General features: G+C 62.1%; 13 protein-coding genes. 7 read left to right on the top strand and 6 right to left on the bottom strand.

Going from position 1 to position 15,566, the window contains the following annotated elements:
• Window positions 1-102: 102 nt before the first annotated feature.
• Window positions 103-1,869: a GEVED domain-containing protein gene (locus tag KQ661_RS00955; RefSeq protein WP_216678939.1), complete on the top strand. Its 1,767-nt coding sequence runs from the start codon at window positions 103-105 to the stop codon at window positions 1,867-1,869.
• 423 nt (window positions 1,870-2,292) lie between these two features.
• Here the strand turns inward: KQ661_RS00955 and KQ661_RS22990 are convergent, their stop codons facing one another.
• The gene (locus KQ661_RS22990) at window positions 2,293-2,448 is read right to left on the bottom strand and encodes a DUF1016 N-terminal domain-containing protein (protein ID WP_226915868.1); all 156 of its coding nucleotides are present in this window, start codon (window positions 2,446-2,448) and stop codon (window positions 2,293-2,295) included.
• 364 nt (window positions 2,449-2,812) lie between these two features.
• Here KQ661_RS22990 and KQ661_RS00945 point away from each other — a divergent pair, with 364 nt between their 5' ends.
• Together KQ661_RS00945 and ppk1 are read left to right on the top strand one after the other, a co-directional pair.
• Complete coding sequence (locus tag KQ661_RS00945) at window positions 2,813-3,307, top strand: SixA phosphatase family protein (protein WP_216678937.1); 495 nt, start codon at window positions 2,813-2,815, stop codon at window positions 3,305-3,307.
• A 178-nt stretch (window positions 3,308-3,485) separates the two neighbouring features.
• A complete protein-coding gene (gene ppk1, locus KQ661_RS00940; RefSeq protein WP_216678936.1) occupies window positions 3,486-5,567 on the top strand; it encodes a polyphosphate kinase 1 in 2,082 nt (693 codons plus the stop codon).
• A 3-nt stretch (window positions 5,568-5,570) separates the two neighbouring features.
• Here the strand turns inward: ppk1 and KQ661_RS00935 are convergent, their stop codons facing one another.
• Together KQ661_RS00935 and KQ661_RS00930 are read right to left on the bottom strand one after the other, a co-directional pair.
• Window positions 5,571-6,212, bottom strand: coding sequence for a DUF6268 family outer membrane beta-barrel protein (locus KQ661_RS00935; protein ID WP_216685414.1), 642 nt, complete (start codon window positions 6,210-6,212; stop codon window positions 5,571-5,573).
• On the bottom strand, window positions 6,127-6,660 hold the full coding sequence (locus KQ661_RS00930; RefSeq protein ID WP_216685413.1) for a hypothetical protein: 534 nt from the start codon (window positions 6,658-6,660) through the stop codon (window positions 6,127-6,129). Before KQ661_RS00930 ends, KQ661_RS00935 begins: the two co-directional genes overlap by 86 nt.
• Before the next feature lie 127 nt (window positions 6,661-6,787).
• On the opposite strand from KQ661_RS00930, the gene KQ661_RS00925 reads away from it, so the two are divergent.
• On the top strand, window positions 6,788-7,900 hold the full coding sequence (locus KQ661_RS00925) for an IS4 family transposase (RefSeq protein WP_216685412.1): 1,113 nt from the start codon (window positions 6,788-6,790) through the stop codon (window positions 7,898-7,900).
• A gap of 95 nt (window positions 7,901-7,995) precedes the next feature.
• On the opposite strand, the gene hflX is transcribed toward KQ661_RS00925, so the two are convergent.
• Window positions 7,996-9,327, bottom strand: a complete 1,332-nt coding sequence (gene hflX / locus KQ661_RS00920) for a GTPase HflX (RefSeq protein ID WP_216678933.1) — start codon at window positions 9,325-9,327, stop codon at window positions 7,996-7,998.
• Window positions 9,328-9,501: 174 nt separating this feature from the next.
• A complete protein-coding gene (locus tag KQ661_RS00915; RefSeq protein ID WP_216678932.1) occupies window positions 9,502-9,798 on the bottom strand; it encodes a c-type cytochrome in 297 nt (98 codons plus the stop codon).
• A 142-nt stretch (window positions 9,799-9,940) separates the two neighbouring features.
• On the opposite strand from KQ661_RS00915, the gene KQ661_RS00910 reads away from it, so the two are divergent.
• Both KQ661_RS00910 and rfbC read left to right on the top strand, forming a co-directional pair.
• Window positions 9,941-11,056 (top strand): glycosyltransferase family 4 protein, encoded by a 1,116-nt coding sequence (locus KQ661_RS00910; protein WP_216678931.1) that lies wholly within the window; start codon window positions 9,941-9,943, stop codon window positions 11,054-11,056.
• A gap of 109 nt (window positions 11,057-11,165) precedes the next feature.
• Complete coding sequence (rfbC, locus tag KQ661_RS00905) at window positions 11,166-11,711, top strand: dTDP-4-dehydrorhamnose 3,5-epimerase (protein WP_216678930.1); 546 nt, start codon at window positions 11,166-11,168, stop codon at window positions 11,709-11,711.
• A 103-nt stretch (window positions 11,712-11,814) separates the two neighbouring features.
• On the opposite strand, the gene KQ661_RS00900 is transcribed toward rfbC, so the two are convergent.
• Window positions 11,815-13,113, bottom strand: a complete 1,299-nt coding sequence (locus KQ661_RS00900; RefSeq protein ID WP_216685411.1) for a UDP-N-acetylmuramoyl-tripeptide--D-alanyl-D-alanine ligase — start codon at window positions 13,111-13,113, stop codon at window positions 11,815-11,817.
• A gap of 96 nt (window positions 13,114-13,209) precedes the next feature.
• Here KQ661_RS00900 and KQ661_RS00895 point away from each other — a divergent pair, with 96 nt between their 5' ends.
• Complete coding sequence (locus KQ661_RS00895) at window positions 13,210-15,516, top strand: T9SS type A sorting domain-containing protein (RefSeq protein WP_216685410.1); 2,307 nt, start codon at window positions 13,210-13,212, stop codon at window positions 15,514-15,516.
• Window positions 15,517-15,566 lie beyond the last annotated feature (50 nt).

Here is a 15,566-nt window from a genome sequence, read left to right as displayed (position 1 = left end):
TGAGAAAAACGCAACCAATTCCGGAATTTTATTAATAATATTGCCATATTTTCAATAGCTTGCTAGTCCATAAACCATTTTTGCCACCAAATTCCTGTTTGAATGAAAGTAAATGTTTACGCCGCTGCGCTGAGCCTTTTGGGTCTTGCGCTCACCACTAATTCGGCCAGTGCCCAGGCACCCGCTCCCCACCGTACCTGTGCTTCGGTAGAAGTGCTGGCCGCCCAGCTCGCCGCCGACCCCGGCCTGGCTCAGCGCATGGCCGTCATCAACAGCCAGGCCGTGCAATTTGCCAAAAACAACCCGGCCACCAATGCCACTTCCGCCGTCACGCTCACCATTCCGGTGGTGGTGCACGTGCTGTACAGCACAACGGGCGAGAACATTTCTGATGCCCAGATTCAGTCGCAGATTGACGTGCTGAACGAGGACTACCACAAGCTGAACCCCGACTACACCAAAACCCCCAGCGCCTTCGCCGGCCAGGTGGCCGACGTGGGCATCCAGTTTGTGCTGGCCAAGCGCAACCCCAGTGGCCTCGCCACCACGGGCATCGAGCGCAAAAGCAGCAGCACCACCAGCTGGGGCACTGCCGATAAAATCAAGAAAGCCAGCACCGGCGGCCTCGACGCCTGGAACGCCAGCCAGTACCTCAACCTGTGGGTGGGCACCATTGGCGGTGGCATTCTGGGCTATGCGCAGTTTCCCGGCGGCGCGGCGGCTACCGACGGCGTCGTGATTTCGCCCGTGTACATCGGCCGCACCGGCACCGTGGCCGCGCCCTACAACCTGGGCCGCACCGCCAGCCACGAAGTGGGCCACTGGCTGAACCTGAATCACATCTGGGGCGATGACAACGGCGCCTGCACCGGCACTGATAACGTGGCCGACACCCCTAACCAGGGCGCTGAGAACTACGGTAAGCCCGTGTTCCCGCACGTATCGTGCTCGAACGGTCCCAACGGCGACATGTTCATGAACTACATGGACTACGTGGACGACAACGCCATGTTCATGTTCTCGACCGGCCAGAGCTCGCGCATGAACGCGCTGTTTGGCACCGGCGGGGCCCGCGTGGGCCTGCTCACCTCGCAGGGCGGCGTAGCCCCGAGCGGCGGCGGCGGCACCACGCCTCCCCCCACCGTTACCTACTGCACCAGCAAGGGTGCCAGCGTAGCCTATGAGTATATCGACTACGTGAAGCTGGGCACCATTGCCCGCACCTCGGGCGCCGATGGCGGCTATTACGACGGCACCGCACTGAGCACCAGCGTAGCCGCCGGCTCGGCCCAAACCATCAGCTTCTCGGCCGGCTTTGTGGGCACGGCCTACTCGGAGTACGTGAACGTGTACATCGACTACAACCAGAACGGCGTGTTCACCGATGCCGGTGAGCTGGTCGTATCGGCCGCCGCCAGCACGGCTGCTACCACCCGCACGGGCTCCTTCACGGTGCCCACCACGGCCAAAAGCGGCAACACCCGCATGCGCGTAGTGCTGAGCGATGCCAGCGCCACCACCAGCTGCGGCAGCTACAGTTACGGCGAAACCGAGGACTACACCATCACCGTAACCGGTGGGGCCCGCCTCGATGCCACCACGGCCCGCACCAGCGGCACCACCGGCCTGGCCGACCAGTACACGCTGTACCCCAACCCAGCCAGTAGCGTGCTGAGCATTGCCCGCCCGCTGAGCATGGACCCCGAGCAGGCCTTCTCGGTGCGCGTGTACGACGTGCGCGGCAGCGAAATCCAGGGCCTGTCCTTCGTGGATGGCCAGCTGAACGTGGCTTCGCTACGCGCCGGCATCTACACGCTGAGCGTGAGCGACGGCAGCAAAACCTCGCACCAGCGCTTCGTGAAAGAATAGCCTTTCTGCGCTACTGAAAATAAAAGAGCCCCGGCCGGTTGGTCGGGGCTCTTTTGTGTTGTAGCCTCTGTCAATAAAGAAAGAACATCATGTTGATATGACCGTCATGCTGAGCGGAGTCGAAGCATCTCGCGTGCCACCATTAATAGGCCAGCACCGCCGCCTTGTCGTTCTCAATGACCACATTTACACCTTGCCTAGCGAACAAAAAGCTCACCTTGGTAGGTAACTCCGTGCACCTTGAAAAGCATGGCCCGGAACTCATACCACGTCGAACAAGACTTCGAAGCTGTTTAGAAAGTCCCCGAACGGTCATGCAGCGCGCAGCGCAGCATCTTGCTCGCATCGTCAGGCCCGTTCAACGATGCGAGCAAGATGCTTCGCTGCGCGCTGCATGACCGTTTGAGTACCTTTTGTGACTTTTTAAACAACTCCAATGTATTCCAGGTAAAAATCACGCATGTACCATAGGTTGCGGGACGAAAACCCGCTCATGCCCACAAACTCCGTTTGCAGGTCGTGCGCCAGGTTCTCGACTACGCCTTTGCCCCAGCCGTGCTGTTGCTGGCGCTCGGCAATGAGTTGGCCCAGGTCCTATTAGAGCTGGATTTGCTGTTGATTGACTTGCCGCAAGGCTTGGTACTGGGCTTCGCGAACGCGCTGTTTCACGGCAGTGAGCAGCTGGTGGTAGTCGGGAGCGGTAGGATTCATGGCTGGAAGATACGCTTGGCGCTTGAATCGATAATGACGCGCTTTTGAGGGAAAAGGCCAGCCCTGTTCTCCCGTCCCGGCCGCCACGTCGGCCGCTGGCGGAGCAATGGCCCTCATGTACTTCGGGCTTCGCGGGCAGGGAAGGTGCAGCGGCACAGCTCCGCCGAACCCAGACCGTCCATAACCTTTTCCTAACCTCCCCGGTAAGCAAAAGCCCGTTAGCTTCGTCCCCATGAAAACCCTCTATCTCCTTCGCCACGCCAAATCCAGCTGGAGCTTCGATGAGCTCAGCGACCAGGAGCGCCCCCTCAACGATCGGGGCCGCGACGATGCCCCCCTCATGGGTCAGGCCCTGGCCAAGCGCCGCATTTGCCCCGATATCGTGGTGAGCTCGCCGGCCGTGCGCGCCATGAACACCGCCGTGCTGGTGGCCCGCGAAATGCAGTACCCGCACGATAAAATCAAGGTCGAGCCCGGCATTTACGGGGCCGACGTAGACGATTTCCTCGCCATTATCAAAGACTTGCCCGATTCGGCTGCCTCGGCCCTGGTGGTGGGCCACAACCCCACCATCACCGAAACGGCCAACGAGCTTTCGCCCTCCAGCCTCAACGAAATGCCCACCGCCGCCGTGGTCTGCCTGCGCTTCGCCTGCGAGCACTGGGCCGAAGTGAGCAAGGTGAACGCCGAGTTTTATTTCTACGACTACCCGCGCAACGCGGAGTAGGGTTTGGGTTGAACGAATTTAACAGAACGGTCATGCCGAGCGCAGCCGAGGTATCTCGCGTGTAGAGCAGTAACCCAATCGCTGCAACGATGCGAGCGAGATGCCTCGGCTGCGCTCGGCATGACCGTTGTGCTTTCTTTTTCCGTTAAACGCTTGGTTCACCAACCCGCATAATCAATTGAAAACCCTTTCCCGTGACCTGAGCTGGCTGCGTTTCAACGCCCGCGTATTGCAGGAAGCCCAGTGCCCCACCGTGCCGCTGCTGGAGCGCCTCAAATTTCTGGCTATTTTCAGCAGCAACCTCGACGAGTTTTTTAAGGTGCGCGTGGCCACGTTGCGGCGGCTGACGAAGCTCAAAAAGAAAACCCGCGCCAAGCTCGGCGAAAGCCCCAAGCGGCAGCTGAAAGAAGTGCTGGCCGAAGTGGCGCGGCAGCAGCAGGAATTCGGGGCCACGTTCCGCGAGCAGCTGCTGCCCGAGCTCAACCGCCGCCGCATTCACCTGCTCACCGAGGCCACCCTCACCGACCAGCAGCGCGAGTGGACGGCCCGCTACTTTGCCGAAAACGTGCGCGACCTGCTCTCGCCCATGGTGCTCGATGACACCCTGCACCACCTCTTTCTCAAGGACCAGGCCGTTTACCTCACCTTCTTCCTCAGCCAGCCCCACGCCGCCGCTGGCAAAGCCAAAAGACGGCCCGACGATGAGCGGGTGCTGATAATGGAGCTGCCTACCAAGCGCCATGGCAGCCGCTTCGTGCGCCTGCCCGACGAAGGCGAGGAGCGCTACGTACTGTTTCTGGACGATGTGATTCGGGTGGGCGCGGCCAGTCTGTTTCCGGCCTATCAGCAGGTCGAAGTGAATGCCATTAAGCTCTCGCGCGATGCCGAGCTGGATATCGAGGAAGAGGTTTCGGGCGATTTGATGGAGAAAATCCGCAGCAGCCTGGCCAAGCGCGCCACCGGCTTCCCCGCTCGCCTGCTCTTCGACCCCGAAATGCCCCGGGAAGTGCTGCGCGCCATCAGGCAGAAAACCGGCATCACCGACGAGGAGCTGGTGGAGGGCAGCCGCTACCACAACTTCCGCGATTTCTTCGGCTTTCCCGATTTCGGCGAGGCCGATTTTCACTACCCGCCCCGGCCCGCGCTGCCGCACCCCACGCTGCCGCGCACGGGCAGTCTGCTGGCCGTCATCGGCGCGCGCGACCACCTGCTGCACCCGCCCTACCAGTCGTTCGACTACGTGACGCGCCTGCTGCGCGAAGCCGCCACCGACCCGCGCGTGGCCGTCATCAACATCACGCTCTACCGCGTGGCCAGCAAAAGCGCTGTGGTGAAAGCCCTGCTCAAAGCCGCCAAAAGCGGTAAGCAGGTGACGGTGGTAATGGAGTTGAAAGCGCGGTTTGACGAAGAGTCCAACCTCTTTTGGGCCGATAAGCTGAAGCGGGCCGGGGTGCACGTCATCTTCACCCCGCCCGAGCTCAAGGTACACAGCAAGCTCCTGGTCATCGTGCGCCGCGAGGCCGACGAAACCACGCGCCGCTACGGCTACTTCAGCACCGGCAACTTCAACGAAAGCACCAGCGAGCTCTACACCGACCACGGCCTGTTTACGGCCGATGAGCGCCTGACCGAAGAGGTTGCCGCCGTGTTTGAGTACCTGCGCGACCAAAGCGTGGTGCCCGAGCTGCAGCAGCTGCTGGTGGCTCCCTTCGGCCTGCGCCCCAGCCTGAACGCGCTCATCGACTACGAAATCAAGCAGGCCAAAAAGGGCCGTGAGGCCTATATCATCCTCAAAGTGAATGCCGTGGAGGACGAAGGTATGATTGCCAAGCTCTACGAAGCCAGCCACGCCGGCGTGCGCGTCGAGCTCATTGTGCGCGGCATTGGCCGGCTGGTGCCCGGCCAGTCCGGCTTCAGCGAAAACATCAGCCAGCGCGGCCTCGTCGACCGCTTTCTGGAGCACAGCCGGGTTTACGTCTTTGGCCACGGCGGTGAGGAAAAAGTCTACGTCTCGTCTGCCGACTGGATGACTCGTAACCTCGACCGCCGCGTGGAAGTAGCCTTCCCCATCCTCGATGAAAGCCTGCGGGCCGAAGTGCGCCAGCTGCTCGATTTTCAGCGCAACGACAACGTGAAGGCCCGCGATTTTGAGAATGACTATATCCCAGCGCTGGAAGGGGAGAAGCCTATGCACGCGCAGGAGGCCACCTACGCGTGGCTGAAGGGCCTGAAGCGCCGCCAAGCAAAGGGTGTAAGGTAAGCGCTACTTCCGGCGGCGCGCGGCCTTTTGCAGCAGCTTTTTGGGCGGCACGATGAACAGGTCCAGGCTGGCGTAGGGCGTGCCGCCGAGCTGGCTGTCGATGAGGCGGTCGCGGGTGTTGTTGGTGCGGTCGAAGGCGTTGAGCTGGTAGTTATAGCGGTAGCCGGCCTCAATGCCCGTCCAGAGGAAGAAGAGGAGCTCACGCTCGTAGCGCAGGCGGAATTTCAGGTCAATCTGGCGCAGCTCCAGCGAGGTGACTTTGGAGTTGTTGGGCGCGGCGCAGGCATTGCGCAGCTTGATATTGTAGTTATTGCTGGCCACCTCGTAGCCGGCAAACAGCAGCGCGTTGGACGACAGGTTGCGCCGCACCAGCACCCGGGCCGGAAACAGCGCCTCTACGCCCCAGCGCGGATTAAACGTGCGGTTGTACACGATGACTGGGTAGAGGCTCTGGCGGCCCAGGTTGTAGCCCAGCTGCACCCCGATGCCCCAAGCAAACGTGGAGCTGCGCTTCCAGCCGTAGATGAATTCGGAAGTGACTTTTAGGTAGTCGCTCACGCTAAGCTCGTCGGAATTGTAGTCGCCGTTGAGCTCGGTTTTGGCGCGGAACAGGTACCAGTGCACCGCGTCCACGGGCCGAATCACGGCCAGCTGCGCGCCAATCACGCTCAGGCCCTTGTTCTCGATGTTGCTGTAGAGGCCGTACTGGTCGGTGGTGGCGGGGGGGGCTGAACTGGAACTCCTGCCGGTCGTAGTTCAGGCCCAGAATCAGCTTGAGGTGCGGGTGGTTGAGCAGCGGCGCGTAGGCCTTGATAACGAGGTTGGCGTTTTTGCTGACTTCGGTGCGGTAGTCGCCCACCCCACCCACGGCTGAGCTGCGCAGGGTGAAGTTGCCCGGAATCCGCTCGTGTTTTATAATCAGGCCCTTGCTCGGGCCCATGCCCACCACCTGCGAGTTGGCGAACGTCTGGCCGTCGGTGCGGCCCAGGCCCATCGTGTCGAGCGGCGCGGGCGGCGGGTACACGGGAATATCCTGCGCGGTGGCTCGGCCCAAACCCAGCAGTAGCAGGCCACCCAAACGAAGAAAACGCACCTGCATCATAACAGAAAAGGCCGGGCCTGATAAAGCCCGGCCTACTCTACCCTACTATTTTTCAGGTACAAAAACGGGGCAGCCCGACCTTTGGGGTTACGACACCACCAAAAAACCGTTCTGCCCCGTGAAGCAACACTTCGCTGCTAAAATTACGACGCTTTTGCAACAGGCCCCGTTTGTGGGCCACTTGTCCCGCCAAAAGTTTGTGGGCCAGTTCATTCTTGGCCTGATAAAGAGCCGCAACGTGCAATTCGGCGAGGTGGCCCAGCACCTCAATGACGCGGCCAAGCCCGCCTCGAACGAAACGCGCATTCAGGACTTTTTCCGCGAAGTAGACCTCAATTACGTACTGTTGGCCAGGCTTTTACTGAGTTTGTTGCCTGCGCAGGGCAAGCTGCGCTTATGCCTCGACCGCACGGAGTGGGACTTCGGCCAGTGCCAGGTGAACATCCTGCTCGTCACCGTCGGCACGGGCGAGGTCCACGTGCCCCTTTATTGGCACCTGCTCGACAACCGCAGCGGCAACTCCAACGCCGCCGACCGCATCGCGGTGCTCGAAAAGTGCCTGGCCTTGCTGGGCAAAGACCGCATCGGCCTGGTCGTGGGCGACCGGGAATTTGTCGGCCATGCGTGGTTCAAGTGGCTCAAAGACAATGGGCTTAATTTTGTCATGCGCCTGCCCAAGCACCACTGCCTGACCCACGCCGACGGCCGGCGGCAGGCCGTGGCCGACCTGGGCCTGGTGCCGGGGCAGGTGCGCCGCTTCGCCCACGTGCAGGTCGACGGAGTCTGGGGGCAGGTCTGGGTCAAGGCCGTGGCGGCGGACGCGTTTGTCTTCCTGTTTGCCACGGCCGGCCTGAACCACCTCGCGCAACTCTATGCCAAGCGCTGGACGATTGAGCAATGCTTTCAAAATCTGAAAGGGCGGGGCTTTAACCTGGAAGCCACCCACTTGCGCTGTTTCCAAAAGCTGCGCAAGCTCGTGGCCCTGGTCAGCCTGGCCTACGCGTTTTGTCTGGGCGTGGGCGCGGCCGCCCACGGCGGCCGCCAGCCCATTGCCCGCAAAAACCACGGCTACCGGGCCGCCAGCCTGAGCCGCCACGGCCTCAATCTGCTCCGCCAACTCGCCCGCCCGCTGACCCTGCCCGAGGACCCATTGGCCCGCTTGGTTGAAACGCTACTGAACTGGATTACGAGGCAACTTGCTAAAAATCAATTACTAAAAATAGTAGGGTAGAGTAAGCCCGGCCTTCGCCCCTACGATAATATTCACGTAACGTTCATGCCCGGCCGGCCCGGCAAAAATTTGTTAATGCCGCCGGACCGATTGGGCTATTCGCTGGCCCAGGTGTTGGCCTGGTAAGGGTAGCGCTGCTGGTGCAGGGCCACTACGCGCTTGCCCAGCAGCTCGCGTAACTCTTCCATATTGGTGCGGTCCTGGGCCGAAATAAATACCACCGGGTCGTGTAGCTTGGCCATGTAGGTGGCCTGCAGCTGCTCAAGCGGCGGGCGCGGGGCAGTGCCATCGTCCTCGGCATCCAGCACTTCGCCGAAGGGGTCCATCTCTACATCGTCGTGCTTGTACTGGTCTATTTTGTTGAATACCAGCAGGGTTGGTTTGTCGGCCGCACCAATGTCGACCAGCGTATCGTTCACCACCTGAATCTGCTCCTCAAAATTGGGGTGCGAGATATCCACCACGTGCAGCAGCAAATCGGCTTCGCGAATCTCGTCGAGCGTGCTCTTGAAGCTCTCAATCAGCTTAGTAGGCAGCTTGCGAATAAACCCAACCGTGTCCGAAAGCAAAAACGGCGTGTTTTCGAGCACCACTTTGCGCGTGGTCGCGTCCACGGTGGCGAAGAGCTTGTTTTCGGCAAATACATCGGCCTTGCCCAGCACGTTCATCAGCGTGCTCTTGCCCACGTTGGTGTAGCCCACCAGCGCCACCCGAATGTTGCCGCCGCGCGATTTGCGCTGGGTATGGCTCTGCTTGTCGAGGTCTTCGAGCTTCTCTTTGAGGAAGGCAATCCGGTCGCGCACAATGCGGCGGTCAGTTTCAATTTCCGTCTCGCCCGGGCCCTTCATGCCCACGCCGCCGCGCTGCTTGTCCAGGTGAGTCCAGAGGCCGGTGAGGCGGGGCAATAAGTACTGATATTGCGCCAGCTCGACCTGCGTGCGCGAGGTGGCCGACTTGGCCCGCAGCGCGAAAATATCGAGAATAAGCAGCGAGCGGTCCACAATTTTCACCAGCAACTCGGCCTCCAGGTTGCGCAGCTGCGACGGCGACAGGTCATCGTCAAACACCACCATGCTGGTGCCTTCGTGCTGCACGTAGGCTTTGATTTCGGCCAGCTTGCCCTCGCCCACGTAGGTCCGGATGTCGGGCTTTTCCAGGCGCTGCACAAAGCGCTTGGTGGCGGTGGCACCGGCGGTTTCAATCAGAAATGCCAGCTCGTCAAGGTATTCGGTGGTCTGGGCTTCGGACTGCCGGCGCGGGGGCACGGAAATGAGTACAGCGGTTTCGTGCTCCTTAGCCGTTTCGTAGGTGCCGTTGTCGGTCGCTTTCAGGAGGATGCGGCCCGCCCGGCCTTTCACGCCGTCGACGGCGCCGACGTGGCGGGTGCTGTTGCCGGGCTTGCGGCCGCCGGATTGGGTATTTGCCATGGGATGGGGTTGTAATCAGTATTGGATGGGTCAGAATAAGCTAAACGCAGTTCCGGCCAAAAAGAACGTCATGCCGAGCGCAGCCGAGGCATCTCGCGTGCTGCCACTAATCAATACGATTGAATTACTTCGGCACGCGAGATGCCTCGGCTGCGCTCGGCATGACGCTCAATGTTACTTCAAAGTAAGCGAATAGGCCACAACCTGCTGCACCTGCTCGGGCATAAGGGATTTGCCGAAGGCCGGCATCTTGCCCATACCATTGGTAACGAGGTAGGTGCGGCCGAACGCGTTGAGGTTGCTCTTGGTGAGGTCATGCGCGCCATTGAGGCCGCGCTTGCCGTTGGCTCCGTGGCAGCGCACGCAGTTTTTCTGGAAGATAAGCTGGCCCGGTAGCACCGGCGGCGTGGCCGAAGCCACCTGCGGCAGCAGCGCCAGCAGAAACAGAAAGGCTGAAAGTTGAAGGTTCATGGCAGGCATAACACGCAAAGCGCCCACAAAGTACCGGCGAAAAGGTGAAATGGTGAGTGTTTGAATAAACAGGTGTGGGTAAAATCCGTAAGGTCGACCTTTGCCCCGGAACTCACCATCTCACCACTCACTACTCACCGTCTTGCGCGTCGCCATCGTCATCAATACCAGCTGGAACATTTGGAATTTCCGCGCCAGCCTCGTGCGGGCCTTGCAGGCCGCTGGCCACGAAGTGCTGGCCATTGCCCCGCCCGATGACTATTCGGCGCGCCTCGAAACCGAGCTGGGCTGCCGCTTCGTGCCCATTCTGATGGAGAACAAGGGCACCAACCCCGTGAAGGATGCCGCCCTTACGCGCCGTTTCTACCAGATTTATAAGCGTGAAAAGCCCGATGTGGTGCTGCACTACACCATCAAGCCCAATATCTACGGCAGCATTGCGGCCCGCATCGCGGGCATCCCCAGCATCAACAACGTGAGTGGGCTGGGCACGGTGTTTATCATCAAAAACTTCGTGAGCAAGGTGGCCCTGGGGCTCTACCGCTTCGCATTCCGCTTCCCGGCCAAAGTGTTTTTCCAGAACGGCGACGACCGGCAGCTATTTCTGGACAATGACCTGATAAAAAGCGAAATAACCGACCTGCTGCCCGGCTCGGGCGTTGATACCACCAAGTTCCGGCCCGCCGCCGGGTTCGTGCGCCAAACCCCGTTCGTGTTTCTGATGGTGGCGCGGGTACTCTATGAAAAGGGCGTGGTTGAATACTTTGAGGCCGCCAAAATCATTCGGCAGGCCGTGCCCAGCACCCGCATTCAGCTGCTCGGTAGCCTCGATGAGGCCGGCGGCGTGGGCGTGCCCCGTGCCACGTTTGAGGAGTGGCTGCTGAGCGGCGATATCGAATACCTGGGCCGCTCCGACGATGTGGCCGCCCACCTGCACCGCGCCGATTGCGTGGTGCTGCCCAGCTACCGCGAAGGCACCCCCAAAACCCTGCTCGAAGCGGCCGCCGTGGGCAAGCCCATCGTAACCACCGACGTGCCCGGCTGCCGCGAAACCGTGGTGGACGGCCGCAACGGCTACCTCTGTCAGGTGCGCGACGGCGAGGACCTGGCCGCCAAAATGCTGCAAGTGCTGCACCTGAGCGATGCCGACCTACGCGGCATGGGCCAGAACAGCCGCTACCTCGCCGAAACTAAGTTTGATGAGCGGCTGGTGCTCGATAAGTACATTGCCGCAGTAGCAGCAGTGCAGCGGAAGTAAATGAGTAAGAAAGAAAAGAACGGTCATGCTGAGCGCAGCCGAAGCATGACCGTTCTTTTTACGGCCTAACTATAAAACCAATATTCCCCAATCTTCTACCTTTGCCCCGATGGAAGTAAAGAAATTCCCCCTAGCCGGCCTGATTGAGTTTACCCCCCGCGTTTTCGCCGACGACCGGGGCGTGTTCTTTGAAACCTTCTGCGAGCGCCTCATGGCCGAGGCCGGAGCCGATGCCCAATGGGTGCAGGATAACCAGTCGAACTCCAAAAAAGGCGTATTGCGCGGCCTGCATTTCCAGCGCCCACCCCACGCGCAGGCCAAGCTGGTGCGCGTAGGCCAGGGCCGCGCCTTCGACGTGGCCGTGGATTTGCGCCAGGATTCGCCCACCTACGGCCAGCACCAAATGGTGGAGCTCACGGCCCACAAGGCCAACATGCTCTACATTCCGGCCGGCTTCGCCCACGGCTTCATGGCTCTCGAAGACAATACCATCTTCATCTATAAGTGCTCCGACTACTACGCCCCCGCCACCGAAGGCGGCCTGCGCTGGGACGATGCCGACCTGGGCATCAACTGGGGCACCGAAGTGCACCCGCTCGTGTCGGGCAAGGATAATGAGCTGCCGGCCTTCAAGGATTTCGTGAGCCCGTTTTAGTGGTGAGGTGTGAAATGGTGAGGTGGTGAGTTTGATGTTCGATTTGCGCATTTCGGCCAATTGAACATCAAACTCACCACCTCACCATTTCACACCTCACCAATCACAGCAGCTCCACCAGCGTTTCCAGGGCCATGCCGCGGCTGCCTTTCACCAGCACCTGCCGGCCGCACACGGGGTGGGCGCGCAGCCATTCGGCCGCCTCTGCTTTGGTGGCGAAATGCTGGGCTGAGCCGGCCCGCGCCGCCGCCCGCGCCATTTCCGGGCCGATGAGCAGCACCTGCGGCAGCGGTAGCTCCGCCAGCAGCTGGCCCAGCGCCGCGTGCTCTTTAGCACTCTCGTCGCCCAACTCGAACATGTCGCCGAGCAGCACCAGCTTGGTTTGGCCAGCCGCCACCGGGCGGGCTGCGAAGCTGCGCAGGGCCGCGCCCATGCTGCTGGGGTTGGCGTTGTAAGCATCCAGCACCAGCTCGTTGCCGGCGGGGGTGCGCAGGAGCTGCGAGCGGTTGTTTTGCGGGTTGTAGCGGGCCAGGGCGGCCGCGATTTTATTGGTCGGAACTCCGAAAAACTGGCCCACGGCGGCGGCGGCCGCTAGGTTCGGGAAGTTGTAGTCGCCGGTGAGCTGGGCCACTATTTCGGTATTGTCGCCGAGGCGCAGGGCCACGGCGGGCGCAGCCGAGAGCAGCGTGGCGGGGTAGTCGTCCATCACGCGGGGATAGGTGCGAATAACGGGCACCTGCGCCGCCAGCGACGGCAGGCGCGCATCCAGGGTGTTCACGAAGGCCGTGCCGCCGGTGCGGGTGAGGTAGTCGAACAGCTCGCCCTTGCCCAGAGCCACGCCCTCGGCCCCGCCAAATCCTTCGAGGTGGGCCTTGCCGATGTTGGTGATGAGGCCGTGGGTTGGCTCGGCCCACTCGCAGTAGGCCGCGATTTCGCCCCGGTGGTTGGCCCCCATCTCAATCACGGCAAAGTCGTGCTCGCCGGTGCGCAGGCGCAGCAGCGTGAGCGGCACGCCAATGTGGTTGTTGAGGTTGCCAATGGTGGCCAGCACTTTGAACTGTTGCGCCAGCACGGCTGTGAGTAGCTCTTTGGTGGTGGTTTTGCCGTTGGAACCCGTGATGGCTAGCACCGGGATGCGGAACTGCCGGCGGTGGTGGCGGGCCAGCTGCTGCAGGGCCACCAGCGGGTCGGGGGCGTAGGTGTAGCGGATAGGATCGGAGGCGGCCAGCAGCACGTCGTCGACCACGGCGTGGCTCGCGCCAGCGGCCAGGGCCTGCGGCGCAAATGCCGCCCCGCGAAAGCTGGGGCCGTTCAGGGCAAAGAACAGGGTGCCGGGCTGGGGCTGGCGCGAATCGGTGCTGACGAGGCCGCCGGCGGCCAAATAACGGGAATAGAGCAACATGCTGCGGAACTGGAAAATCAAACCGGGTGTAACTTGCTGCAAAGGTGGGCGTGATTTTTGTTCCGCGCACGGCACCGCTTCCCCAATTTCTTTTCCATGATTCGTTCTTACGCTTTGGTGCTGGCGCTGCTGGCTTTTGCCGGGGTTGCCTGGGGCCAGTCGGGCAGCGCCGCCTTTGGGTTTGAGAGCCGGGCCACGGCCAAGGTGGTGCAGGGCACCGATACCCTGCGCAATGCCTGGGCCGGCGGCTTCAATACGCCCCAGTTCAGCACCATCGACCTGAACAACGACGGCCAGCCGGACCTGTTTGCCTTCGACCACGAAAGTAGCCGCTGCTACACGTTTCTGAGCGTGGCCGCGCCCGGCACCACCGCCGGTCGCCGCTGGGAGTATGCCCCGCAGTACGAAAGCCTGTTCCCCAGCGACCTGCGTGGCTGGGCGCTGCTGCGCGACTACGACTGCGACGGTCGCCCCGACCTGTTCACCTACATCAACGGCGGCGAAATCCGGGTGTTCCGCAATGCCCTGGTGAATGGTCGGCCCAGCTTTGCTCTGGCCACTAATCAGATTCGCTTCACCGGCAATTTCACGGGCTCGGCCAACCTCACCATCGGCGGCTACAACCTGCCCGCCATTCAGGACGTGAACGGCGATGGCAAGCTCGATATCATGACCTATGATTTCGTCAGCGCGTCGTTCATCGAGCAGTACATCAACAACAGCCCCGGCACCTGCGGCAGCGCCCTCACCTTCACCCTCACCACCGATAACTGGGGCGGCATCCAGTCCTGCGGCGGCTGTGCCGAGTTCAAGCTCAATGGCCAGCAGTGCTTCACGGCCACCCGGCCCACCCACACTGGCGGCCACAGCCTGCTGCTGGTGGACCTCGACGGCGACGGCGACCAGGACCTGCTCGACGGCCGCGACAACTGCCCCGAGCTGGCCCGCCTGCTCAACTCGGGTACCACGGCCCTGCCCGTGGTTACGCAGGTGGGCATCAGCGCCAGCTTTCCGTCGGCGGCCGCGCCGGCGCGGGTGCCAGTATTTCCGGCCGGCTATCAGTTCGATGCCAACTTCGATGGCAAGCCCGATTTGGTGGTGGCTTCCAATATGGTCAACAACGTGTCGGATTTGGTGAGCATGCGCAACAACGTGCAGCTCTTCACCAATTCGGCCGCCAGCGGTGCGCCCGTTTACACCAGCCAGCCGGCCGGTTTCCTGCAAAACGACATGATTGACGTGAGCGAAGGGGCCGCGCCCACCTTCGGCGACCTCGACGGCGACGGCCTGCCGGATATGCTCATCGGCAACCGGGCCGACCGCGTGAACAACGTGTACCGCGCCAGCCTCACCTACTACTGTAACGTGGGCACCCGCGCCCGGCCGGTATTCCAGTTCGTGAGCAGCGACTACTTGGGCCTGGCTGCCCAGGGCCTGCAAGGCCTCAAACCCGTGCTCGTAGACCTGAACCGCGACGGCGCCACCGACCTGGCCTACGCCGCCTGGGACCGGGGCACCAACATCCTCTATTACATTCTGAACACCGCCGCCGCCGGCCGGCCCGTGGCCTTTAGCGCGGCCAATGCCATCAATTTTAAGCCGCAGGGCGCAACCACCGGCACCGGCCTGCTGCCCTATACGAAGGACGACATGCCCTGCTTTACCGATGTAGACAACGATGGCTACGTCGACCTGCTCATCGGAACCAATGAGGTGCGCGAGCCGGGCATGGCCCTGCGCTACTTCCGCAACCGTGGCCGCGGCCCGCTCGATAGCGCCTTCGTGCTGGTGAATAACGACTACGGCCGCATCCGCACCGCGACCGGCGACCGGCCCGCCAACCTGAGCCCCACCGTGGCCGACTTCGACGGCGACGGCCGCCCCGACCTGCTCACGGCCGATGCCACCGGCTACCTGCGCCTCTATTCCGACTACCGCACGCAGTCGCCGGCCCTGTTCGCCGAGCGTACCGATTTGCAGTACAACCCCCTCACCGCGCTCTACGAGCCCACCCGCCTGGGTCTGGGCGACTACTCGCACTACGGCCTGGCCGCCGCCGATATTAATGGTGACGGCGCGCCCGAGCTATTCATCGGCATTGAGGCGGGTGGAGTGCTGAGCTACGGCACCCGTAACCGCACCGTCACGGCCACCCGCACCGAGGCCGCCCGCGCCCTGGCCCTGAGCATCTACCCCAACCCCGCCACCGCCATGGCCACCGTTGAGACCGCGTTGCCCACCCGCGTCACCGTGCTCGACCTCACGGGCCGCGTGGTGCAGGCCGCCGACGCGGCCCAGCGCCGCCATACGCTCAGCCTCACGGGCCTGGCCGCCGGCGTGTACCTCGTGCGCGCCGAAGGAACCGATGGAGCCGCCGCCGTGCAGCGCCTGCTGGTGCGGTAAGGGGGAGTCGGAAAGCCCCAGCGGGGCACCAAGGCGGTTTCGGCTTCAAT

Source organism: Hymenobacter siberiensis, assembly GCF_018967845.1.
In the GTDB taxonomy this organism is placed as follows: domain Bacteria; phylum Bacteroidota; class Bacteroidia; order Cytophagales; family Hymenobacteraceae; genus Hymenobacter; species Hymenobacter siberiensis.
This window is presented reverse-complemented; position numbering and strand designations above follow the sequence as displayed.